The sequence below is a fragment of the Schaalia hyovaginalis genome (genome assembly GCF_014208035.1).
Classification (GTDB): domain Bacteria; phylum Actinomycetota; class Actinomycetes; order Actinomycetales; family Actinomycetaceae; genus Pauljensenia; species Pauljensenia hyovaginalis.
On sequence record NZ_JACHMK010000001.1, the window covers coordinates 1,658,885 to 1,681,147 of the forward strand.

At 65.2% G+C, this 22,263-nt stretch carries 31 protein-coding genes and 1 tRNA gene; 12 read left to right on the forward strand and 20 right to left on the reverse strand.

What is annotated here, in order from left to right; genetic code table 11:
* Positions 1–109: 109 nt before the first annotated feature.
* The 3 genes from ettA to orn all read right to left on the reverse strand — a co-directional run bounded on the left by ettA (position 110) and on the right by orn (position 3,356).
* Positions 110–1,792 (reverse strand): energy-dependent translational throttle protein EttA, encoded by a 1,683-nt coding sequence (ettA, locus tag HD592_RS07215; protein ID WP_184452918.1) that lies wholly within the window; start codon positions 1,790–1,792, stop codon positions 110–112.
* Between the two features lie 119 nt (positions 1,793–1,911).
* The gene (locus tag HD592_RS07220) at positions 1,912–2,547 is read right to left on the reverse strand and encodes a single-stranded DNA-binding protein (protein WP_184452920.1); all 636 of its coding nucleotides are present in this window, start codon (positions 2,545–2,547) and stop codon (positions 1,912–1,914) included.
* A 176-nt stretch (positions 2,548–2,723) separates the two neighbouring features.
* A complete protein-coding gene (gene orn / locus HD592_RS07225; RefSeq protein WP_184452922.1) occupies positions 2,724–3,356 on the reverse strand; it encodes an oligoribonuclease in 633 nt (210 codons plus the stop codon).
* Between the two features lie 104 nt (positions 3,357–3,460).
* Between orn and ilvA the strand changes: the two genes are divergently transcribed.
* Positions 3,461–4,741, forward strand: coding sequence for a threonine ammonia-lyase IlvA (ilvA, locus tag HD592_RS07230; protein ID WP_184452923.1), 1,281 nt, complete (start codon positions 3,461–3,463; stop codon positions 4,739–4,741).
* A gap of 38 nt (positions 4,742–4,779) precedes the next feature.
* Here ilvA and HD592_RS07235 read toward each other — a convergent pair whose 3' ends face one another.
* A complete protein-coding gene (locus HD592_RS07235; RefSeq protein WP_184452925.1) occupies positions 4,780–5,211 on the reverse strand; it encodes a winged helix-turn-helix domain-containing protein in 432 nt (143 codons plus the stop codon).
* Positions 5,212–5,574: 363 nt separating this feature from the next.
* Here HD592_RS07235 and HD592_RS07240 point away from each other — a divergent pair, with 363 nt between their 5' ends.
* The 4 genes from HD592_RS07240 (at position 5,575) to HD592_RS07255 (ending at position 10,743) form a co-directional block, all read left to right on the forward strand.
* Positions 5,575–6,243, forward strand: a complete 669-nt coding sequence (locus HD592_RS07240) for a helix-turn-helix transcriptional regulator (RefSeq protein ID WP_184452927.1) — start codon at positions 5,575–5,577, stop codon at positions 6,241–6,243.
* Complete coding sequence (locus HD592_RS07245; RefSeq protein ID WP_184452929.1) at positions 6,240–7,448, forward strand: MalY/PatB family protein; 1,209 nt, start codon at positions 6,240–6,242, stop codon at positions 7,446–7,448. The genes HD592_RS07240 and HD592_RS07245 overlap by 4 nt, the downstream gene beginning before the upstream one ends.
* Before the next feature lie 36 nt (positions 7,449–7,484).
* Positions 7,485–8,960: a Na+/H+ antiporter NhaC gene (nhaC, locus tag HD592_RS07250; protein WP_184452931.1), complete on the forward strand. Its 1,476-nt coding sequence runs from the start codon at positions 7,485–7,487 to the stop codon at positions 8,958–8,960.
* 277 nt (positions 8,961–9,237) lie between these two features.
* Positions 9,238–10,743 (forward strand): endonuclease/exonuclease/phosphatase family protein, encoded by a 1,506-nt coding sequence (locus HD592_RS07255; protein WP_184452933.1) that lies wholly within the window; start codon positions 9,238–9,240, stop codon positions 10,741–10,743.
* 141 nt (positions 10,744–10,884) lie between these two features.
* Here HD592_RS07255 and HD592_RS07260 read toward each other — a convergent pair whose 3' ends face one another.
* Positions 10,885–11,025 carry a hypothetical protein gene (locus HD592_RS07260; protein WP_184452935.1) on the reverse strand — a complete coding sequence of 47 codons (141 nt, stop codon included), beginning with the start codon at positions 11,023–11,025 and terminating at the stop codon, positions 10,885–10,887.
* 161 nt (positions 11,026–11,186) lie between these two features.
* Here HD592_RS07260 and HD592_RS07265 point away from each other — a divergent pair, with 161 nt between their 5' ends.
* Positions 11,187–11,345 carry a hypothetical protein gene (locus HD592_RS07265; protein ID WP_184452937.1) on the forward strand — a complete coding sequence of 53 codons (159 nt, stop codon included), beginning with the start codon at positions 11,187–11,189 and terminating at the stop codon, positions 11,343–11,345.
* 51 nt (positions 11,346–11,396) lie between these two features.
* Here the strand turns inward: HD592_RS07265 and HD592_RS12620 are convergent, their stop codons facing one another.
* Positions 11,397–11,657, reverse strand: coding sequence for a hypothetical protein (locus HD592_RS12620; protein WP_425503096.1), 261 nt, complete (start codon positions 11,655–11,657; stop codon positions 11,397–11,399).
* Between the two features lie 180 nt (positions 11,658–11,837).
* Here HD592_RS12620 and HD592_RS07275 point away from each other — a divergent pair, with 180 nt between their 5' ends.
* From HD592_RS07275 to HD592_RS07290, 4 genes are all read left to right on the forward strand, one after another.
* Positions 11,838–12,176, forward strand: coding sequence for a hypothetical protein (locus HD592_RS07275; RefSeq protein WP_184451430.1), 339 nt, complete (start codon positions 11,838–11,840; stop codon positions 12,174–12,176).
* 17 nt (positions 12,177–12,193) lie between these two features.
* On the forward strand, positions 12,194–14,956 hold the full coding sequence (locus HD592_RS07280) for a hypothetical protein (RefSeq protein WP_184452939.1): 2,763 nt from the start codon (positions 12,194–12,196) through the stop codon (positions 14,954–14,956).
* A gap of 132 nt (positions 14,957–15,088) precedes the next feature.
* Positions 15,089–15,592 (forward strand): hypothetical protein, encoded by a 504-nt coding sequence (locus HD592_RS07285; protein WP_184452941.1) that lies wholly within the window; start codon positions 15,089–15,091, stop codon positions 15,590–15,592.
* A 205-nt stretch (positions 15,593–15,797) separates the two neighbouring features.
* The gene (locus HD592_RS07290) at positions 15,798–16,307 is read left to right on the forward strand and encodes a hypothetical protein (RefSeq protein WP_184452943.1); all 510 of its coding nucleotides are present in this window, start codon (positions 15,798–15,800) and stop codon (positions 16,305–16,307) included.
* Positions 16,308–16,433: 126 nt separating this feature from the next.
* Here the strand turns inward: HD592_RS07290 and HD592_RS07295 are convergent, their stop codons facing one another.
* The 14 genes from HD592_RS07295 to rpmB form a co-directional block, all read right to left on the reverse strand.
* Positions 16,434–16,787, reverse strand: a complete 354-nt coding sequence (locus tag HD592_RS07295; RefSeq protein WP_184452945.1) for a hypothetical protein — start codon at positions 16,785–16,787, stop codon at positions 16,434–16,436.
* Positions 16,788–16,811: 24 nt separating this feature from the next.
* Positions 16,812–17,117, reverse strand: coding sequence for a transposase (locus HD592_RS12625; protein WP_221437843.1), 306 nt, complete (start codon positions 17,115–17,117; stop codon positions 16,812–16,814).
* Between the two features lie 37 nt (positions 17,118–17,154).
* Entirely contained in the window at positions 17,155–17,379 is a 225-nt protein-coding gene (locus HD592_RS12630; RefSeq protein WP_221437844.1) for a transposase, read from the reverse strand.
* Positions 17,369–17,641 (reverse strand): transposase, encoded by a 273-nt coding sequence (locus HD592_RS12635; protein ID WP_221437845.1) that lies wholly within the window; start codon positions 17,639–17,641, stop codon positions 17,369–17,371. Before HD592_RS12635 ends, HD592_RS12630 begins: the two co-directional genes overlap by 11 nt.
* A 53-nt stretch (positions 17,642–17,694) precedes the next feature.
* Entirely contained in the window at positions 17,695–18,141 is a 447-nt protein-coding gene (locus tag HD592_RS07305) for an IS110 family transposase (RefSeq protein ID WP_184452947.1), read from the reverse strand.
* Positions 18,142–18,426: 285 nt separating this feature from the next.
* Positions 18,427–18,499: transfer RNA gene (locus HD592_RS07310), tRNA-Arg, on the reverse strand.
* Between the two features lie 95 nt (positions 18,500–18,594).
* Positions 18,595–18,885, reverse strand: coding sequence for a putative quinol monooxygenase (locus tag HD592_RS07315; RefSeq protein WP_184452949.1), 291 nt, complete (start codon positions 18,883–18,885; stop codon positions 18,595–18,597).
* Between the two features lie 32 nt (positions 18,886–18,917).
* Positions 18,918–19,040 (reverse strand): hypothetical protein, encoded by a 123-nt coding sequence (locus HD592_RS12355; protein ID WP_281398999.1) that lies wholly within the window; start codon positions 19,038–19,040, stop codon positions 18,918–18,920.
* A 221-nt stretch (positions 19,041–19,261) separates the two neighbouring features.
* Complete coding sequence (gene rpmF / locus HD592_RS07320) at positions 19,262–19,432, reverse strand: 50S ribosomal protein L32 (RefSeq protein ID WP_154477338.1); 171 nt, start codon at positions 19,430–19,432, stop codon at positions 19,262–19,264.
* A 223-nt stretch (positions 19,433–19,655) separates the two neighbouring features.
* Entirely contained in the window at positions 19,656–19,778 is a 123-nt protein-coding gene (ykgO, locus tag HD592_RS07325) for a type B 50S ribosomal protein L36 (RefSeq protein WP_154477337.1), read from the reverse strand.
* Complete coding sequence (locus tag HD592_RS07330; RefSeq protein WP_184452951.1) at positions 19,775–20,053, reverse strand: type B 50S ribosomal protein L31; 279 nt, start codon at positions 20,051–20,053, stop codon at positions 19,775–19,777. Before HD592_RS07330 ends, ykgO begins: the two co-directional genes overlap by 4 nt.
* Before the next feature lie 100 nt (positions 20,054–20,153).
* Positions 20,154–20,459, reverse strand: a complete 306-nt coding sequence (rpsN, locus tag HD592_RS07335) for a 30S ribosomal protein S14 (protein ID WP_184452953.1) — start codon at positions 20,457–20,459, stop codon at positions 20,154–20,156.
* 1 nt (position 20,460) lies between these two features.
* Positions 20,461–20,631, reverse strand: a complete 171-nt coding sequence (gene rpmG / locus HD592_RS07340) for a 50S ribosomal protein L33 (RefSeq protein ID WP_154477334.1) — start codon at positions 20,629–20,631, stop codon at positions 20,461–20,463.
* Positions 20,631–20,867 carry a 50S ribosomal protein L28 gene (rpmB, locus tag HD592_RS07345; protein WP_184452955.1) on the reverse strand — a complete coding sequence of 79 codons (237 nt, stop codon included), beginning with the start codon at positions 20,865–20,867 and terminating at the stop codon, positions 20,631–20,633. Before rpmB ends, rpmG begins: the two co-directional genes overlap by 1 nt.
* 108 nt (positions 20,868–20,975) lie before the next feature.
* Here rpmB and HD592_RS07350 point away from each other — a divergent pair, with 108 nt between their 5' ends.
* Both HD592_RS07350 and HD592_RS07355 read left to right on the forward strand, forming a co-directional pair.
* Positions 20,976–22,028: a GTP-binding protein gene (locus tag HD592_RS07350; RefSeq protein ID WP_184452957.1), complete on the forward strand. Its 1,053-nt coding sequence runs from the start codon at positions 20,976–20,978 to the stop codon at positions 22,026–22,028.
* Between the two features lie 67 nt (positions 22,029–22,095).
* Entirely contained in the window at positions 22,096–22,263 is a 168-nt protein-coding gene (locus HD592_RS07355) for a hypothetical protein (protein WP_184452959.1), read from the forward strand.

The window sequence follows — 22,263 nt, forward strand, 5'->3', positions numbered from 1 at the left end:
GAAACGCAAGCGCTTCGGCGTCTCGGCTCAGTCGCGCGTATTCGGGCCCAGCCCTACGGCGCGCCTCCATCGCCTCGCGCTCGAAACGCAAGCGCTTCGGCGTCTCGGCTCAGTCGCGCGTGAGCTTGCGGTGGGTGACGCGGTGCGGATTGGCGGCATCGGCGCCCAGGCGCTCGATCTTGTTCTTCTCGTAGGACTCGAAGTTGCCCTCGTACCAGTACCACTGGGCGGGATCCTCCTCGGTGCCCTCCCACGCGAGGATGTGGGTAGCGACGCGGTCGAGGAACCACCGGTCGTGGGTGACGACGACGGCGCAGCCCGGGAACTGGAGGAGCGCGTTCTCCAAGGATCCGAGGGTCTCGACATCGAGGTCGTTCGTCGGCTCGTCGAGGAGCAGCAGGTTGCCGCCCTGCTTGAGGGTGAGCGCGAGATTGAGACGGTTGCGCTCGCCGCCCGACAGGACGCCCGCGGGCTTCTGCTGATCCGGGCCCTTGAACCCGAAGGCGGAGACATAGGCGCGCGAAGGCATCTCGACATTGCCGACCTGGATGTAGTCGAGGCCGTCGGAGACGACCTGCCACAGCGTCTTCTCCGGATCGATCCCCGCGCGATTCTGATCGACGTAGGAGATCTTCACGGTCTCGCCGATCGTGAGCTCGCCGCCGTCGAGGGGCTCGAGGCCGACGATCGTCTTGAAGAGCGTCGTCTTGCCGACGCCGTTCGGGCCGATGACGCCGACGATGCCGTTGCGCGGCAGCGAGAAGGAGAGGCCGTCGATGAGGGTGCGGTCCCCGAATCCCTTCTTCAGGTCCTTCGCCTCGATGACGACCGAGCCCAGGCGCGGGCCCGGCGGGATCTGGATCTCCTCGAAGTCGAGCTTGCGCGTGCGCTCGGCCTCGGCCGCCATCTCCTCGTAGCGCTCGAGTCGCGCCTTCGACTTCGCTTGACGGCCCTTCGGGTTCGAACGGACCCACTCGAGCTCCTCCTTGAGGCGCTTCGCGAGCTTGGCGTCCTTCTGGCCCTGGACCTGGAGGCGCTTCTCCTTGGTCTCGAGGTAGGTCGAGTAGTTGCCCTCGTAGGGGTAGAGGTGACCTCGGTCGACCTCGGCGATCCACCCGGCGACGTGGTCGAGGAAGTAGCGGTCGTGGGTGACGGCGATGACGGCGCCCGCGTAAGTCGACAGGTGCTTCTCGAGCCAGAGCACGGACTCGGCGTCGAGGTGGTTCGTCGGCTCGTCGAGGAGGAGCAGATCGGGCGCCTCGATGAGGAGGCGGCACAGGGCCACGCGGCGTCTCTCGCCACCGGAGAGAACGGAGACGGGCTGGTCGGCGGGCGGGCAGCGCAGCGCGTCCATCGCCTGCTCGAGCTGGGAGTCGATGTCCCAGGCGTTCGCCGCGTCCAATGCGTCCTGGAGCTTGCCCATCTCGTCCATCAGGGCGTCGAAATCGGCATCCGGGCTCGCCATCTCTGCGGAGATCTCATTGAAGCGCTCGAGCTTGGAGAAGATGTCGGCCGCGCCCAGGCGGACGTTCTCGATCACGGTCTTCGAGTCGTCGAGCTTCGGCTCCTGCTCGAGGATGCCGACCGTGTAACCGGCGGTGAGGCGCGCCTCGCCGTTGCTCGGCTCATCGAGCCCGGCCATGATCTTCAGGATCGACGATTTGCCCGCGCCGTTCGGACCGACCATGCCGATCTTCGCGCCCGGGAAGAAGGACATGCTGACGTCGTCGAGGATCACCTTGTCCCCGTGCGCCTTGCGAGCCTTGATCATCTGGTAGATGTACTCAGCCACTGTTCTCCATCCGAAGTGGTGGGGTGGGCAGCATCGCTGCCGAGGTCGCCTCCATGCTAGGCCACGCCCCGCCCTTTCGAGCCCCTCACGGGCCCGACGAAGGCGTGGGCGTGGACACGTCACACCCTCCGATGCCCGAAGACGCCCGGGTTGTCGGCGCCGTATGCGTCCTCGTCCCCTTCGGGGCGGGTCTCCCCGTCCCGCACGATGCGCCTTTCGGCCTCCACTTCGTCCTCGTAGACGTCGTCCTCCCCCATTTCGGCCTCCTCCCGCAGTTCCTCGCCGAGGGCGAGGGGCACCTGCGCCGCGGGGGCGCTTCCCTCCCCGTGCTCCGTCTGGAGCGCCGGAGCGGAGGAGGCGATCGACGTCTCCCGGGAGACGTCCGGGATCTCGATCCTCGGTGCGCGCGCGTAGGCGGCGCGCCCGTTCGCCAGGTCATGCCCGATCGACTGCGCGGTGATGACGAGCTCGGCGTGCCTTTCGCCGTTCTTGTCGATCCAGGCATTGGCGGTCGGGCGGCCGACGACAATCACGGGTTCGCCCTTCTTGATCGAATGCAGGGCGTTGTCGGCCAATCGGTCCCAGGCCCTCACCGAATACCAGTGCGTGCGCCCCTGCACGAGCTCGCCGTTCGAGGCGGCGAACCAGTTCGTGACCGCGAGCCTGAACCTCGTCGTCACCTGTCCGCTCGCCGTCTTGTGCGCGGCGAGTTCGGTGCCTACCCTGCCCCGCAGGGTGATCGTTGTATCGCTCATAGCTCCTCCTTCAGTCGCCGGCCTCTTCGCCGGTGAGAGCAGGATGGACCGGCGGCGCCCTTCGCGCTTCAAGGCTCAGGGGGAGCTGTGGACGCCGGGGCCGGGACTCGCGCTGTGGATGCTCTTCGGGGCGCGGACTCCAGTCCGCGCCCCGAGCGCGGGTGAAGCGCCCGTCCTCAGTCCCGGGCCCCCAGAGCGGGGATGTCGAGGGCGAGCGCGTCCTGACGAGCGGCATCGGCCTGCGCCTTGGTGACGGGTTCGGCCGGGAAGAGGACCCGACGGTAGTACTCGAGCTCCTGGATGGACTCGAGGATGTCCGCGAGCGCCCTGTGGCCCCCGTGCTTGGCGGGAGCGCCCTCGAAGGCCTTCCGGTGCCAGCGCCGGGCCAGTTCCTTGATCGTCGACACGTCGACGATCCGGTAGTGGAGGTGGTTGATGACCTCGGGCATGTTGGCCTCGAGGAAGGCCTTGTCGGTCCCCACGGAGTTCCCGGCGAGCAGGGCCTTGCCCTCCTGGGGGACGTGGCCGCGGATGTAGGCCATGACCTTCTGAGTCGCTTCGGCCATGGTCAGGCCCTCGGCGAGATCGTCGAGCAGCCCGGAGGAGGTGTGCATGTTGCGCACGAAGTCGTTCATGTGATCGAGCGCCGACTGAGGGGGGGCGATGAGCACATCGATCCCTTTGTCCACGACGTTGAGATCCGAATCCGTGATGACGACCGCCACCTCGATTAGCGCGTCCTCACGGATGTCGAGTCCGGTCATTTCGCAGTCGATCCATACGAGCGGATCCTTGAGCTTGGAAGTCATTGCTTCAGTTTAAGGCGTGCGCATTAGACTTCCCCTCATCGAGGAGTCACGAGGGTGACGGCTTTAATCGGGGAGATCAGCAGATGGGCGATCAGGAGAGGCGAATGACGAGACCGGGACCGGCACCGGCGGACATCGAGGCCGCCGCGTCGATCCTTTCGGGGGTCGTCCGCCGTACCGCCCTCGCCCGGTCAGAACGCCTGTCGGATGAGACGGGCGTCGAGGTCCTCTTGAAGCGCGAGGACTCGCAGAAGTGCCGGTCCTTCAAGGTGCGCGGCGCCTATGCGCGCATGGCCGCCCTCACGCCCGCTGAACGTGAACGCGGCGTGGTGTGCGCGTCGGCGGGCAATCATGCGCAGGGGGTGGCCTACGCCTGCGCGCATCTGGGCGTGCGCGGAACGATCTACCTGCCGTCCAATACGCCCCGGCAGAAGCGTGATCGGATCCGCGTCATCGGCGGCGACTGGGTCGAGCAGGTCATCGTCGACGGCACCTTCGATCGCGCCAACGCCCTCGCGCAGGAGACCGCCCGAGCGACCGGGCGCGTCTACGTCCATCCTTACGACGATCCGGTGACGATCGCGGGCCAGGGCACGATCGGCGTGGAGCTGCTCGAGCAGATGCCCGCGGGCACCGCGGCGATCCTCGTACCGGTGGGGGGCGGCGGCCTCCTCGCGGGCGTGGCGACGTGGGTGAAGCACATGCGCCCGGAGGTCAAGGTCATCGGCGTCGAGCCGGAGGGCGCCGCCTCCATGCGGGCCGCCCTCGACGCGGGCCGTCCGGTCGATCTGGATTCGGTCGATCCTTTCGTCGATGGCACTGCGGTCGGTCGCGCGGGAGCGCTCGCCTTCGAGGCCGCCCGCCGATACGTCGATGACGTCCTCGTCATCTCCGAGGGCGCGGTGTGCACGGAGATGCTCGAGCTGTACCAGACCGACGGCGTGATCACCGAGCCCGCAGGGGCCCTCGCTTCGGCGGCGATCCACGAAAGGCTGTCGACTGCCGAGCAGCGCTTCGAGCTCCTCGGCTCGGCTGAAGGGGCATTGGTCGCCCTCGTCTCCGGGGGGAACAACGACCTCACGCGCTACGCGGAGGTCATGGAGCGCTCACTGCGCCACGAGGGGCTGCGCCACTACTTCCTCGTCACCTTCCCCCAACAGCCGGGCGCCCTGCGCATGTTCCTCGAAGAGGTTCTGGGGCCGAACGACGACATCGTCCACTTCGAGTACACGAAGAAGAACAACCGGGAATCCGGGCCCGCGCTCGTCGGCATCGATATCCAGGACAAGGCTGATATCGAGGGGCTGCGGAGGAGGATGGAGTCCTCCCCCCTGCACGTCGAAGAGCTCCTCGCCGATTCGGAGTTCTTCCGCCTCGTGATCTGACCGGGCGCGCAGCCCCGGGCCCCTTCGGTCGCGGGCCCTCAGGCGGCGAGGGTGTGAAGGCGGCTCGTGCGGACGCGGACGCCCGAGGTCGTGTTGAAGCGGTAGCCCTCGCCCCTCACCGTCGACACGAGGTCCGGGGCGGCATCGATCTTCTTGCGCAGGCGACGGATGTGGGCGTCGACGGTGCGCGACTCGGGGCCGAGGTCCGAGCCCGACCAGACGGTGGCGAAGAGCTCCTCGCGCGAGACCGCGCGGTCGGCGTTGGCAGCGAGGTGGGCCAGGAGTTCGAATTCCTTGGTGCAGAGCTTCACGCGATCCCCGCGGATGACGAGGGAGCGCCGATCCAGATCGAGGTCCACGTGGGCCGGGGACAGGCTCAATCCGGCCAAGACGTCGAGGAAGTCTTCGAAGGACTGGGCGGGGGCGTCGTCGATATCAGACGAGGGCGCAGGGGTGTAGACGAGGGTCATGATTCTGTATCCGATTCTTCGGCGCCGCATCGCCCGCATTGCGGGGGTCATCTCTTGGCGGCGGTGATCAACAGGGTCGGGAGCGTTGATCACATACACATTCGCGCACGCATGATGCGCCCCTGGGGGCAGCGCATCTCGTTCGCGAAGGTCGTCATGCACACGAGTATGGGGGGCTTCGAGGAATCGCGCCATTCGTGGACCGGATTCTGAGACATGGGAACAGGCGGCGCCCCTCCCCTCCTCTCGAAGCGCTGAAGATCGTGAAGACACGACCCGGATTTCAACAGTTTGTTGACACCGCGACCTTCAATTCATTACGCTAAAAAACTAAAGAGAGTGGCACCCGAAGAAGGGAGCGTCATGTCAGCGATCGATTCGCATCCGCCGAAGAACGAACAGCTCCTCGCAACACTTCAACAACTCGTTGAACCCCTCGCCGCAACACTGGTCGGCCCCTCGGAGGTCATCGTCCACGACCTCTCCTGCCTCCCGAATTCGATCATCGCGATCAGCGGGGACGTGACAGGCCGCACGGTCGGAGACCCCGCGACCGACAAACTCCTCCACGCGGCGGTCGCCGGACGACTCGAAACGAGCATCGGATACCGCACGACCTCCCCGACGGGCAAAAGGCTCCTGTCCACCACGATCATCCTTCGCGATGCGGAAGGAGCCCCCGCCGCCGCCCTGTGCATCAACCGGGACATCAGCGAATGGGAGCGGCTCCAGGCGCTCGCCACCGCCCTCGCAGGAGCCCCTACCCCCGCACTCCAGGAAGAGGCGGACGAAGAGGTCTTCGTCCGCGACGTCGACGAACTCGGAGCCCTCCTGCTCGCCCAGGCGGTCGCAGCCGCTCCCGTCCCCGTGGAGGACATGAAGAAGGAGCACAAGGTCGAGGTCGTCCGCCACCTTAGCGCAAGGGGCTTCTTCCTCCTGCGGGACGCCGCGGAGATGGCGGCCCAGGCGCTGCGATGCAGTCGATTCTCGATCTACAACTACCTGAACGAACTCGACGGAGACGAAGAATGACGACGGACGGATTCGACTTCCGCACCCCCGTCGACCGTTGGGACACCCACAGCGCGAAATGGGATCTCCTCGCAGCCCCTTACGGCCGCGACGCCGTGGCCCTGTCCGTCGCCGACATGGAATTCCGCACCGCCCCCGCCGTCATCGAGGCCGTTGAGAACGCCGCGAAGCTGGGGACGTACGGATACACGGAGGTCTTCGACGACTTCCGCCGGGCGGCCGCCGACTGGCAGCGTCGACGCCACGGATGGAACCCCGACCCCGACGACCTCGTCTTCTTCCCGCGGATCGTCCAATGCGTCGCGGCCCTCGCGAACTTCATCATCCCCGACAGGACCGGGAGGCGAGCACGGGTCGTCTCCTTCACGCCCGCGTATCACCCCCTCCTCGAAGTCTGCGAGCGGGCGGGCGCCTCCATCGAACTCGTCGAACTCCTCGACACGGCCTCGAAGGCGCGCATCGATTTCGACGCCCTCGAATCAGCGATGACCGGGGCCGATCTCCTCCTCCTGACGAACCCCCACAATCCGAGCGGCAGGGTGTGGAGCCGCCAGGAGCTCGAAAGGATCGCCGCGATCACGCGCCCGGGCGGCGCCCTCGTCCTCTCCGACGACATCCACGCGGACTTCACCCGCCCGGGCGGCGCCCCCTACACGCCCCTCGCCGACCTCGCCCCCGACCTGTGGGAGGCGGGCCGGATCCTCCAGTGCGCCTCCCCCGGCAAGACCTTCACCATCGCGGGACTGGAGGCGAGCGCGGTCTTCGCACACGGTCGGATCATCGACGAGCTCGAGAACGCGAAGCGCAGACTCGGGCTTCACAATCCGAATTACTTCGCGATTCCGGCGGCCATCGCCGCGTGGAAGCACGCGGAGCGATGGGTCGACGCCCTCAACGAGACGATCACCGAGAACATCCGGGCGGCACGGGCCCTCCTCGCCCTCGAACTGCCCGAAGCGAGGGTCGCCGATCCCGAAGGCACCTATCTCCTCTGGGTCGATGCGCGCGCCTACGCCCCCTCCGCCGCCCGCATCGAGGGGGCCTGCCGCGCCTCACGGGTCCTCGTGACACCGGGAGGGGAATTCGGCGAGGCCTTCGAGGGCTTCTTCCGGATCAACACGGCGATGCCCCTCGACCCCCTCCTCGAGGCCCTGCGCCGCTTCAGCCGCGCCCTCGCATCCCCCAGCACCGATCTCATCAACTGATCCCCCATCGACTACCCGACCAAGGAAAGGACGAAGATGTCATCGAAGAACGAAACGAGGACTGCGACGGAGGCGAAGGACCGAACCCATCGGCGGCCCTCGATCGCTCTCGCCGCGATCCCGGTCCTCACCCTCATCCTCTTGCTCGGAGGCGGCTACATCCTCGCCGAACTCCCGGTCGAACCCCTCCTCATCGCCTCCGCCGTCGTCGCGGGTCTTCTCGCCTGGCGCCTGGGCTACTCCTGGGATGAGATCATGGGCTCGGTGGCGGACAAGATCGCCAAGACGATGCCCGCCATCCTCATCCTCATCTCGGTCGGCATGCTCATCGGCACGTGGATGGCGGGCGGAACGATCCCGATGCTCATCTACTACGGCTTGAAGATCATCGCCCCCCAGTACATCGCCCTCGTCGCCCTCGTCGTCACCGCGATCGTCTCCCTGTGCACCGGAACCTCCTGGGGGTCTGCGGGCACGGTCGGCGTCGCCTTCATGGGCGTGGCCGTCGGCATGGACGCCAATCTCGCGATGGTCGCCGGCGCGGTCGTGTCGGGCGCATACTTCGGCGACAAGCTCTCCCCGCTCTCCGATACGACGAACATCGCCTCGATGGCGACCGGCGTCAACCTCTTCACCCACATCCGCCACCTCCTGTGGACGACCCTGCCCTCCTTCCTCGTCGCCGCCCTCGTCTACCTCCTCTTCGGCATCGGAGCCCACGGGGGCGAGGTTCCCGAGAAGGTCGGGACGATCCTCGCCACCCTCGATTCGGCCTTCTCGTGGAATCCCCTGCTCCTCCTGCCGGTCCTCATCGTCCTCGGCGGATCGATGTGGAAGAAGCCGACGATCCCCGTCATCCTCGTCTCCAGCGCAGTCGCGATGTTCAACGCCGTCGTCTTCCAGGGGATCTCCTTCAAGGACACCGTCGTCTCCGCCGTCAACGGCTTCAACGTGGAGATGATCGGCAAGAACGGATTCGACCCCTCCGCGGTCATCGAGGACGTGACCCGGCTTCTCAACCGCGGCGGCATGAACTCCATGATGTCCGTCCTCCTCATCTGCTTCTGCGCGATCACCTTCGCGGGCGTCGTCTCGGTCTCCGGGTCGCTCGACGTCCTGATCTCGACGCTCCTCAAGCCCGTGAAAGGGGCCTTCGGCCTCATCGCGGCGACCATCATCACCGGTCTGGCCACGATCGGCATCACCTCGAACGGGCAGGTCTCCCTGCTCATCCCCGGCGAGATGCTCCGCGAGGAATACGTCAAGCGCGGCCTGGACCCGAAGAACCTGTCGCGGACCATCGAGGATTCGGCGACTCTGTGGGAGCCGATCCTCCCCTGGACCTCGGCAGGCGCGTACATGGCGGGGACCCTGGGCGTGGCCACGCTCTCCTACATGCCCTGGGCCGTGTGCAACTGGATCGCCATCGGATTCGCCCTCCTGTGGGGCGCGACGGGCATCGGGATCGCCCGCCTAAGCGAGGAAGAGAAGGGAGCCCTCCAGGAGGCCTGAGCCCCCATCGAGCACCGCTTCTCGTGGACGGGAGCGCACCATCGAGCGGGGTCCGGAGCTTCGGCTTCGGGCCCCGCTCGTCGGCGTTCGGGCCTCTGCCATCAATGTTCGGGCCTTCAGAGGGACAGGGGTCCCCGTACTCGGAGCGCACAACACTCCCCGAGCTGTTCTCCCAGAATCCGGAGGTGGTGACAAGAACCGTACATCTCCTTGCGCTTGCGCAAAGGTCTACCTAATATCCGTGGAACCGATCCAGAACCGTGATGAAGGAGATTCAATGACGAAACCCCTGTCTGTAGCCGCCGCATTCTGCCTCACACCGGTGCTCGGCCTCGCCTCGCCCTCTCCGGCCCTCGCCGCCCCGACGCAGTTGGATACCACCGACGTTCTGACCATCGCGACCTTCAACGCCAGTCTCAATCGCGATTCCGATGGACAGCTCCTCGCCGACCTCGCCGCCCCCGACAATCCGCAAGCTTCGAACGCTGCGGAGACCATTCAACGCGTCGCCCCGGACATTCTGCTCATCAATGAATTCGATTACGATGCCGACGGCAGGGCGGTCGACCTGTTCCGCAAGAACTACCTCGAGATCGCCCACAACGGCGCCGCGCCCGTGACCTACCCCTACGCATGGTCGGGCCCGGTGAACACCGGCGTTCCCAGCGGACACGATCTCGACAACGACGGAGCCGCGGACGGACCGGGAGATGCCTTGGGGTTCGGCAAGTTCCCCGGCCAATACGGTTTCGTCGTCTACTCGAAGTACCCGATCAAGACTGACATGATCCGCACCTTCCAGCACTTCCTGTGGAAGGACATGCCCGGAGCGCTTCTGCCGACCAATCCGGACGGAACAAATTGGTACTCCGATGAGGAGATCGCTCATCTCCCGTTGTCCTCCAAGACGCACGCTGATCTGCCCATCGATGTCGACGGCACGATCGTCCACGTCCTCGCGGCCCATCCGACTCCGCCTTCCTTCGATGGACCCGAGCAGCGCAACAAGAAACGCAACTTCGACGAAATCCGCGTGTGGGCCGACTACATCGCGAACAACGCCGACTACCTGTACGACGACGCCGGCCTGAAGGGCGGCTTGTCGACCGACGCGAATTTCGTGATCCTCGGCGACTACAACTCCGATCCTCTCGACGGAGATTCGCATCCCGGGGCCATCGATCAGTTGCTCGCCAGCCCCCGTGTCGTGGACACCTTGCCGACGTCCGAGGGCGGGCCCCTCGAGGCGCAACTCCAAGGCGGGGCGAACCTTGTCCACAAGACGGATCCGAAGTACGACACCGGCGACTTCGGCGACGAGCCGCGCCCGGGCAATCTGCGCATCGACTACGTCCTGCCGAACGCGGGCACGCAAGTCGACGAGGCGAAGGTCTTCTGGCCGACGCGCGATGACGAGCTGTTCCGCCTCACGGGAATCCATCCATTCCCCACTTCCGATCACCGAATGGTCTGGACGAAGTTGCGTTTCCCGAAGGCCGATACGACCGCCCCCCCCCACGACCCGGCACAGCCGGGATCTCAATCCGGTCAGTCCGAGCCGCCCAGTGAACAGCCCGGCGAGCATCCCTCCCAACCCGGCCAGTCCACGGGCCACGTGATCTCCGACAAGGACGCTCACGGAAGCTCGGACTCAGGATCGACGAAACCGGTTGAGAAATCCGTCGTTTTGGCTAAGACAGGAACAGCTGCCGAGTTCATACTCGCCTCATCGCTAGTGCTCGCAGCCCTCGGTACGGCCTATATTGTGCGCCGCCGCCCCTGAGCCTCGCCGTTTTCTCCAGAAGCGATCACCGGCGACCGGTCGGCTACAGGATGAGACCTGTATCCGACCGGTCGCGGTGTTGAAGATCCCCGACATCCTCGCTCCTGCGATCAGAGGGAGCCGATGCCGCTGCTGCGGCAATCATTTCCGTGACGCGCTGGGGGAAGCCGAGCCGGACAGCCAGGCGATGAAGGACTCGGCTTGACTCCCGATCACCTCGCTGAGGTCGACGTCGAGGCTTTTCTCGACCGTTCCACTCTTGCGAAGTTCGCGGATCGTCATCCCCTGTCCTTGTCGGGCGGGTAGAAGCAACGACTGACAGTCGCCGTGGCGGTCGCTCGTAGCGCTCGCGTCCACGTGTTCGATAAGCCGATATCGGGAGTAGATCACCGCCAGCTCGTCGAGACCTGCGCACAGTTGTGCGATATCGCCGAGGGCGAGGCATGGTGATCGTCGGGCCCCACGATCCGGAGCTCGTCGCCAAGTGCGCGGACCGCATCGTCCATCTGCGGCGCCTCGATGCTTCCCTCGCCGAAGAAAGGCCCCGGGCCGAGTTTCTTATTCGAGTCCGGCTCCTGAGCCTGTTCGACTTCTCCCCTTAGTTTCGGGCGGGGACGACAAGTACGGACAGCCTGCGGATCGAAGAAGTAGCGCTACGCGGCGATCGCAGATCCGGCCGAGGCGATGCTCGACCTCTTCTGGTCGTCAGGGGCTCCCGAAGCCCTGGAGGGCGCGTCGGCGTTTAGATCGGGCTGCAGGGCGTCGAGGGCCGCGATGGTGACTGCGGCGTTCGTCGCGGGGCCGCCTGCCGCCATCGCGTGGTCGATGCAGGTCGTTTTCGTGGTCGTGTTGGGCTCGTGGTCGAGGGCGTGGATGACGTCGAGGGTCGTCAGTCCGGCGAGGAGTGCGTGCATGGGCTCATTGTCGCAAAGCGGATCGCGCGAACGGCACGAATACTCCTCTTGCTGTCATGTCAGCGGTGATCGAAGACCAATGATCGGGGCTATTGACGCTGTGCTGACACCAAATGCTTGTCCCCCGTTCATCGCGGCCGATACACTGCCCGCGAGTCGGCGGCCGTTTGGAAGGTCATCATGGATCTTGAGTTCGATCGCGAAGCTGTGGGTGTGAATGCCCGAAAAGACTGGAGGGACTGCGAGGAGTTCGGCAGAATCGGATCGTTTCTTTCAACGATTCCAACAGCCTCTGTGGCTCTGAGTCTGCCTGTCGGTGGCAACAGTGGTGTGAGCGCATTGCGGCAGGCGGCCGCAGACTTTGTTCGGGATATGCGGGTGGTCGCTTTTGAGTTCAATGATGCCTGTGCAGTCCTGGGTGCCGGGCAGGAGTCCGTGATCGGTGCTTTCGATGTCTCGGAGTATCAATCCACGACCGGTTTTGCCCAGATCGCAAAGCGCTTGGGAGGTGGCCAATGACAAGCGGAGCCGAAGCGATGCCCCTCCCTGACGATGTGAGCGGCGCGTGTGAGACCTTACGTGAGGACTTGTGGGCCGTTGCCACCAGGATCTCTCATACGCAGGTCGCCGCCGACACGGCTGCGGGTGTGCCCGGATGGTCAGGCGAAGCAGCCGACGCCTACATCGATTCCGTTCAAAGACTCGGCGAGCATGCTCGCAGCTTCGCGGAGGCTTTCGCCGGGCCGAGGAATGCGATCCTCGCGTGGTCTGAGGCTGTCGCTCATGCTCGCAGCGTCACGGTCCCCGATTTCCAAGCGCGTTATGACCAGGCGCAGGCTGACTATGACAATGCCGTCAACGCCCTCAATGATGAGGTCCGCGCTCGTATCACTGCCGGAGAGGACGTCTCCCAGGCGGAGATTGATATGCGCGTCGATTCCCTGAAGGGTATGCGCGATGACACCCGCAACGAGATCATCGGCGAGTACAGCACCGCGATGGATACTCTCGACGGTGAGGCGCAGACTGCCGCGAACGCCTTCATCGGGGCCGCGAGCTCCCTCATTGGAGAAGGGCCGAAGCGCACCCGAAACGAGATCGGTGCCGCACTCTTCAATGATATCCCCCTGGTTGACGGGCAAGCCGAATGGGAATACGCCCAAGAAATCGCACCGCGCATCGCCGCCGCCTTGCGCGATGAGGATCTCACCGCTGATGATCTTCGGGCGATTCAGGACACGTACGGCGCCCTACTCGAAAACCCATTCATAGCGAATGCGCTCATGGAAGAGCTGAGTGCGGATGAGCTCAACGGTTTCGCCGTGCGCGCCTCCGCTCTGGGGTTTGAACCCGCCAGCCCCGAGTCGGAGCTCGTCTCTACGGTCCTGAGTGAGGTCGGCACCGCGATGGTCTTGTCGACAGGAGGGGTCAATGCCACGGGGGTGCTCACTCAGCAGAACGAGGCTTTCCTTGCCGCTCGTGATGGCCTCCGCGGCACGCAGGGCACCACGATGGATCAGCTCGTCGCCAAGCAGATCCAGGAGTACAAGGATTCTGGTCGTACCGTCTATGACTACGCCGACCTGTGCGAGGACGCGCCCTATGGCGAACATGCCGGCTACTCGATCTTTTCCCAGCTGGCAGGCCTTGCAGCGCAGACGAACCCCGATCTTGCCCTCGGGCCCCAGTTCTACACCTCCGATAACGGTCCTTCGATGGCGGATGATCTGGTCGCCTGGGATCACGAGAATTCTGAGGGCGCATACGCTAATCGCATCAACGCCGGAGCGGTGATGCCTGGGGTCCTTCTGACCGGGTATGACGCTTCGATCCTCGATCCTGTTCATTCCCTCGCTCTGCTGTCCGATACGCCGGATTCCCTCGAGGGCGGGGCCGGTTCTGAGGCGCTCCAGGCGGCCGAGGGCGAACGCCTTGATGCGATGCGTCGTTTCCTCACGCGTGACACTCCCTTCGAGGTCGGTGATGCTTCGATGGATATGACCCGGTATCTCACGGGTCATCGGGGCCGGGGCAACGAGTTCTACGGTTTCCAAGACGGCGGCGAGGCATTCGGGAACATGATTTCCGATGCGAGCAGCCCTGATCCGAAGGCCGATCTCACCTTCCCCGACCCCGCCGACTACGGCGGCTCCAGTGATCCCGACTACCTCGAAGCCGAGCGCCGCTACCGCCAAGCGAGCGCAGATGACGAGCGACGCACCCAGATCGGCGCGAACTTCCTCTTCGGCTACGAGGACGGGCTCGACGCCGACCATGACACGTGGTGGTTCGGCGATCAGGACCAGGATCACGGCCAAGACGTCTTCGGGCATGCGAACAGCAAACTGCGTTCGTGGGCCGGAACGATCCTCGCGCCTCACATTGAAGGGATCGCCGGAAGTCTTGACGAGGTGGCCAAGCATAACGGTGTCGTCACCGGTGCCGGTGGCCGTCATTTCATCGCCTTCGACCGTGTCATGAGTCAGCGGCTGCTCGGCAAGAATGGCTTCTTCACCGACATCGGCTTCGACAACCCCGAGATCAGTGACAATGGGACTCCCGACGACACATCCGATGACTTCTATATCGGCGGACGCGCACCCGCCACCGACAATCTCCTACTCGCCGCACAAAGCGCGTATCGCGCTGATCTGGCAGATGCAGTTCAGGGCATCGGCGGCCGCTCCATCAACAATGTTACGGACGGGTGGTCGCCCCTGATGGAATCGCTCTTCACCGCGCCTGAAAATGCCAGCCAAGAAGCCATCGAAGCCCTCAACGCCCGTAACGAACGCTGGCAGGGGCTGATCCAGGCGGGGATCGGAGCCGTACCCTTTGGCGACATCCTCGAAGGGGCCATCAACAACGAAGCGACGCGCGAGGTCGCAGGGTACTTCATCGAGCAGGCGAAATCGAACGGCGTCGCCCCGGTCCTCGACTCCCTTCTCACAACCGACGCGAATAACACCACCGAGAAGACGACGAGAGAGACAATGGTCTACGACTACATGAAAGACTCCCTCTACCAGGAGATTTCCACCCACGGGGACTTCACGGGAGCACAAATCCCGCTCGAAGAACACCACCAGAAACTCGACACCTGGGATCAGTTCCTCGATACGAACGGACACGTCATCCCCTACGACACCATGACCGCAAGGCAGCGATCCGCCTTCCAGAAGTACATCAGTGAGAATGGCGATTCCCTCGTTTATTCCGCCGCCTCCAACTACGTCGAGACCTCAGTCAACAATGCCCGCCAATTGCACGGCGATGCCCGCATCATCTACGGAGACTGACCCATGATCGTGCCCCACCACCCGAAAAGTCGACGCTTCGGCCTCGCCCTCGCCGTCGTATTCGCGGCGGCTGCAGGACTCACCTCCTGCAGCCCGGCCCCCACATCCTCGATGTCTGCCAAGGAGTCCCCCATGTCCACCCCGATGATCGTCAGCATCACCCAAAACGAATACGACCATGTGAATCTCAATCTGCCCGAAGGCTGGTCCATCGTCCAGACGTCCACGCCCGACTCCTTCCTCGCCACGGCCAGCGAAGGCGAAAGCGGCGGCGCGATTCGCATCAACCGATGGTCACCGCAGTCTCTCTCCTTTGTCTATAACTACCCCGATGAGGTTCCCTTCGACATCGACCTCGCCGCCCACTACCGCGAGAGCATCTCCTCGGCCGAGCAGCACAAAGAAACAGCAGAGGTGACAGAACTATCTCCCCGCACGATCGGCGGCGTCCACGCCCTCGGATTCTCCCTCATGTGGACGAGGGCAGACGACCCCCACTACGCGCAAGCCTGGATTCTCGCGCGCCACGACGGCATTTGGGATGTTTCTGCCCGCTCCGCAACCGGTGGCGACTCCCTCTCCCCCGAAGTCCTCGCCGCCCTCGACTCCATTTCCTGGACCCCGGCAGGATCGTGAGTATGTGCTTCGTGCGGGTCGGGCACGCGAGCATGAGACACCGACGATGGGAGTGTTGATGAATGATTTGCACCGCTCCCCGAATCAGGGGCGAAAGTCCGCCCCGCGCTTCGGCCTCGCCCTCGCCGTCGTATTCGCGGCGGCTGCAGGGCTCACCTCCTGCAGCCCGGCCCCCACATCCTCGATGTCTGCCAAGGAGTCCCCCATGTCCACCCCGATGATCGTCAGCATCACCCAAAACGAATACGACCATGTGAATCTCACTCTGCCCGAAGGCTGGGCTATCGTCCAGAATGCGGCGACCAGGCCCGACTCCTTCCTCGCCACGGCCAGCGAAGGCGAAAGCGGCGGCGCGATTCGCATCAACCGATGGTCACCGGAGAATCTCGCCTTCTCCTTCAACTACCCCGATGAGGTTCCCTTCGACATCGACCTCACCGCCCACTACCGCGAGAGCATCTCCTCGGCCGAGCAGCACGAGGAGACTGCGGACGTACAAGAACTTCCCGCCCGCACCATCGGCGATGCCCACGCCCTCGGATTCTCCCTCATGTGGACAAGGGCAGACGACCCCCACTACGCGCAAGCCTGGATTCTCGCGCGCCACGACGGCATTTGGAATGTTTCTGCCCGCTCCGCAACCGGTGGCGACTCCCTCTCCCCCGAAGTCCTCACCGCCCTCGACTCCATTTCCTGGACCCCGGCAGGATCGTGAACACCCAGACCACGCCAGAACCCAGGCCAGCACAAGAAGCAGCACCGCACGGCACGCGAAGACCCCGCAGAACACATCGCCCGCACCGAGGGTCAACACCGCCTTCAACTCAACAACCGAAGTCTCTTAGGCTGCCCTCCCCGCCACCACCGGACCAGCCCAAACCCGCGCGTTCGTGGAGGCGGCCATGCGACCGCCCGGGTGCTCGATGATCGAGGAGATCGCGGGTTCGCGCACCGAGGATGCCGGATCGGCGGCATCGCGCACATCGACCCGGCAATTCACGAGGTCTTGGGCGAGGGTTCTCGCGATCGCGCCCTCGCCCAGGGCAGTGAGGAGGGTGACCGCCGAGGGCGCGCCGGCGCTCGGACCGGGCCGCAGGGCCTCGAGGGCCGCGATGGCGACTGCGGCGTTCGTCGCGGGGCCGCCTGCCGCCATCGCGTGGTTGACGCAGGTCGTCTTCTGCTTCGGATCGGTCAAGTCTTGTGTTGTGGTGTTACTTGTTTAGGTGGTGAGGGGGGTGGGGTTTGGTGCTTTTGTGCTGGTCGGTGGGGGTGTGGATGAGTTTGCGTATGGGGTGTCGGAGAAGTAGCGGTGTTCGCCGTATTGCCATTCCTTGTGCTGTTCGAGCAGGACTGCGCCGATGAGGGGGTTTGCGGGTTGGCGGTCGGGGAAGATCTGGACGAGGTCGGCGCGGCGCTTGATTTCGCACTTGAGCCGCTCGATGGGGGTGTTGGACCAGACCTTTTGCCAGTGCTCTGGTGTGAGGGTCGCGAAGGCGGTGAGGTCGGCCTCGGCGTCGGTGAGCATCTGGGCGATCTGGGGGAAGGAAACGGCCAGGGAGTCGCTAACCGCCCGCTATTGAGCGGTGACGGCCCTTGTGCGCGGTCTGAGCGAAGATCGTGGAGATCAGCTCTAGGAACAGGTAGGGGAACCAGGTGTGGTCGAGGCGGCGTGTCGGGAAGCGGGCGACGGCTTCGTCGATCTCGGTGCAGATCCGCGACACGGTCGAACGGCTGATACCGGTCTCGTTGCTCAGGGCTCGCACCAGCTGGTCGACTTTACGGGTCACGCCCGTCGATCCAGGCTTTGCAGATCAGTGCGTACAGGGGCCTTGTCGACCCTCTTTTGAGGAGACAGTAGACGGGGGGGAAGAAGGATCCTTCCTTCAACTTGGGGATCACCAGTTCCACCTCGCCAGCCGGGGTCGCCAGCGTCTTGGGGCGCGTCCCGTTACGCCGGGTCGTGCGCTCGGGGGCCTGCTCGTGCCGGGCCGCACCAATCCTCGCGCTCGCTTCAGCGTTGATCAGGTCCTGCAGTCCCGCCTGCAGCATCGGTCAGAACACGCCCGAGTGGACGAGGTCGGGATCGGTCAGGCCTTCCTGGATCAACGCGAACAAGGCGGGCGAATCAATAGCGCTGCCGTCTCAGCCACGCGCCGTGGGCGCCTACCCAGGCCGGAGCCCGAGTAGATGATCCCATGGCCCAGCAAGGGCTTCGACAACCGGTGTCGGGCTCGCATCAGATCGGAGCAGCAGTCTTCCCGGGCCCTGACAAGGTCACGAGCCGCTTCGGTGAACTCATCGAGGACCGTCACTGCCGTGAACGCGTCCAGCCAGAGCAACGCTGAGAGGTGTTCAGCATCGATCGCATCGGTCTTCACCCGCGACCCCGAAGGGCGCTGCAGCTTGGACGGGGCCGCGACGACCGTCCGGATATCGTTGCTCAGCAGCACCCTGGCGAGGCCGTATCCAGTCGGGCCGGCCTCGTAGATCGCCGCGACCGGGCCGGGCAGGGGCTTGATCCAGCCGGTGACTTCAGCGGGGGTCGGCATAGTCGGGCTTTGAAGATTTCTCCGGTCTGGACGTCCATCGCGTGCGCCACCGCGGAGCGGGCATGCACGTCCAGGCCGGCACTCGTACGCCCGGTAAACACCAGGGCCCCACGTATATCGGAAAGGCCAGACAGGCCGCCCCCTGTCCGGCAATCCATGAATCATTGCGCGACAAGGCCCCGGGCTGCCAGAGCCCCCGCCCCCGATCGAGATCACCCACACCGCCTAGCCGGGCACAACAAGAGCCCCTGAGCAACATTTACACTGGTCAGAGGCCCTTTCTTGCGCCCCCGACAGGACTCGAACCTGCAACCTCGGGATTAGAAGGCCCTTGCTCTATCCATTGAGCTACGGAGGCGTGGCGCCTTCGCGCCATGGTCAAGGATAGCCGCGAAGGGCGGGCGGCCCAAAGCAGGGCGCGCCCCGCCGCTGCGCCGTATTCGAATGCCCGGCCTACTCCACCGCAGTGAGGAAGGTGAGCTGGGACTCCGGTTCTTCGATGATCTCGTTGAGGCGCGCGTTGAAGACGGTCCCGTAGGGCATCGACATGTGGGCCTGGAAGGCCTCCTCGTCGCGGTACTTCTCGAAGACGACGAAGGCGCGGGGGTCGTCGGTCTCGCGATGCGGCTCGAAGACGATGTTGCCGGGCTCGGTCCGCACGTCGCGCGCGAGGCCCGCGATCATCTCGGCGACTTCATCCTCGAATCCGGGCTTCGCAGTGAAACGGGCGATGAGGATCACCATGCCGATCTCCTTTGATCCGTGATCTGGCCTGATCAGCGCGCCGGTCCCGGCGCCCTCACGATCATTCTAGGCGTCGGCACGAGCTTCTCGAGGCTCGCGAGCAGCGGGAAGAGGAGCACCGATACGCCGCCCGCAGCGACGAGGAAGACGAGCACCAATGCAGCCGCCCGGGGGGGGAACGGCTGCTGAGGAGCAGGGCCACGTGGGGGATCGCTGCGAGTCCGCCGATGACGAAGGCGAAAGGCATTCCAGAAATGCCCGGCGAGAGGATCCGCAACGCCGCTTCACCGGGGGTGGCGGATCTTGCTAAAGCGGAGAGCCGGACAAAAGGGAAAAGGCCCGGCGCTGCTGCGCCGGGCCCTTTGCGGAATCGAGGTCAGGCCTCGACGTCCAGCAGACCCTTCTTGTACGCCTTCGCCAGACGACGCGGAATACGGACCTCGCGGCCGGCAACCTTGATGTTGTCCAGACCGGTGAGGTCAGCCTTCCACGAGGAACGGCGAGTGCGGGTGTTCGCACGGGACATCTTTCGCTTCGGAACTGCCATTGTCGTGCCTCCCCTCTCTTCTCGTGAGTCGTGTGGTCGGTTGGTGGCCCGAGGGCCGCCGCCCGACGCTCAGCGCCGCGAGAAGGACCCGACCGGCCCGTTCCCACTGACGGCAACCCGAAAAGCTTAGCACGGCGCGCGCGAAGCCCTGTAGCCCGCCGCGAGTGCGCACAATGCGATCCTCGCTACAAAATCGGGCGCGTCGCACCGGCGCACCGCCGCTTCAGCCCTGACGGGCCTTGAGCCTCGGGTTCTTCTTGTTGATGACGTAGAGGTGACCGCGGCGGCGCACGACGACGGAGCCGGGCTGCTTGGCGAGCGATCGCAGGGATGCGCGAACCTTCATGCCCGTGCCTCCTGACGATCGGCCTTCGTGTAGCGGTCGCCGTAGCGGGCGCGGAACTTCTCGACCCGGCCGGCGGTGTCGACGAGTCGGGACTTGCCGGTCCAGAAGGGGTGGGAGGCCGAGGAGATCTCGACGTCGATGACGGGATAGGTGTTCCCGTCCTCCCATTCGATGGTCTGATCGGAGGTGAGGGTCGATCGGGTGAGGAACGCGAAGTCGGCGCCGCGGTCCCTGAAGACGACTCTGTGGTAGTCGGGGTGGATTCCCGGTTTCATGGGAATCTCCTTTCTCGTGTTCGGATGCGCCCCGTCCCGGCGGGGCCGCAGGCCGCCGAGGCCCTCGGGCATCGGCTCGTCGGCGCCGCGGACGAGGGCGTCACCAGGAGGACTTGACGACGCCGGGGAGTTCGCCGCGCAGCGCCATGGATCGGAATTGAACGCGCGAGAGGCCGAATCGGCGGAGGTACCCCCTCGGTCGGCCGTCGGTGACGCCCCGCCCTCGCAGGCGGGTCGGCGAGGCGTTGCGGGGCAGGGCGTGCAGGGCCCGCATCGCCGCCTCCCGCTCCTGCGCGGATGAATTCGGGTTCACGGATGCGGCTTTGAGCTGCGCTCGGCGCTCGGCGTACTTCTCGACGACGCGCTCGCGCTGGAGGTTCCGGGCGATCTTGGATTTCTTGGCCATGTCAGCGGGTCTCCACGAATTCGACGTGCTTGCGGGCGATGGGGTCGTACTTGCGGATCCGCATCCGATCGGGCGTGTTGCGGCGGTTCTTGGTGGTGACGTAGCGGTATCCGGTTCCCGCCGTCGATTGCAGGGTGATGATCGGACGCAGGTCCTTGCTCTTCGCGGCCATCAGAACTTCTCCCCTCTGGCGCGCATGTCGGCGACGACCGCCTCGATTCCGCGCTTATCGATGGTCTTGATCCCCCTCGCGGACAGGGTGAGCGTGATCGTGCGCCCGAGGGAGGGCACCCAATAGCGCTTCTTCTGGACGTTGACGTCCCAGCGTCTCTTCGTCTTCCTGTGCGAGTGCGAGACGGCGTTGCCGAAGCCCGGCGTTGTGCCGAGCACCTGGCAGGTTCTGCTCACGGCGCGTCCTTTCGTCGATTCGGGTCGCAAGTTCGCGACTCGTACGTGCCCGGAACCAGTTATAGTATTGAGAATCATTCTCATGCAAGCGCTGAGCGAAGGATCACGATGCGACTGAGTTCCCTCTCCTCCCCCTCCCCCATGCTCCGCACGGCGGGCCTCCTCGCCGCCTCGGACATCGCGCCCGCCCTCGTCGTCGACATCGACGAGGACGGCGTCTCAATGCGCCTCATCGAAGGATTCGAGGAAATCGAACGCCGAGAAGTCCCCCTCGCGCACGCCTGCATGTCCTGCTCCCTCCGCGAGGGCGTCATCCCCTGGCTCGTCGAACTGCGCGACGCCGGCCTCGAGCGGCTCATCCTCGTCCTGCCCGTCAACGTCGAAGCACTGACCTGCATCCCCGCCCTCGCGGACCTCACCGCGCCCTCGCAGATCCTCGAAGGAGTCGAAGTCTGCACCCAGGCGCACCTCGTCGACCTCGCTCAGGCCTCCGAGGACCTCTTCGCCCACGTCCCCCTCGAGGACCTAGGCTTGGCGATCTTCGAGGGCGACGAGCGCTGCACCGGCGAAGTCCTCATGAACGGCGTGGGCTACGCCGACCTCATCATCGCCCTCGGCGAGGAGGGCCTCGGCCTCGACCTCGTCGAGCATTTGCGGGCCTTCGACTCCCTCATGATCCGCCACCTCGACGAGCTCAGCCCAGAACTCCTCTTCGACACACTCCACGATCCCGACGGCGCGATCGCTCGCATCCACCCGGCTTCGACCGAAGCCTGGGGCGGCCCCGGCGAAAGGGGCGTGTGGACCCTCGATCTCCACTCGGAGCGCCCCTTCCATCCGGAACGACTCGCATCCGCGGCGACGAGCCTCGCACCCATGGGCGTCTGCGCCAGGGGATGCTTCTGGCTGCCCAGCCGCCCGACGATGATCGGTGCCTGGGAGGTCTCGGGCGGACGCGTCCAAGTGGGACGCGCGGGCGAATGGACGCAGGACGCCTACACGCACATCATCATCACCGGAACCGGGCCGGATTCGCTGAAGGACGAGCTCACGCGCGCCTTCAACGATCTCCTCATGACGCCCGAGGAGATGGCCGGGGCCCTCGCCTTCGTAGGAGCCGATGACGGCCTCGCCGACTGGTTCGGCCCCGAGGAGGAATGATCCCGGCGCCGAGGGCGCCGAAGCGCATATCCTGGCCGGGTACGCACGAGCCCGCCCGGAGGAGCCCATGAACACCGCCAGTCTCGAATCCCTCGAGGAGACCCGCGAGTCCGCGTGGGCGGGGCGGCCCGAGCTCATGAAGCGCGGCGAAGACGGGGCCTATCGGCTCATTGAGTACCCCGACCGCACACCCTTCGCCTTCATCATTGACGCGCGCAAGTCGCAAAGCCTCTGA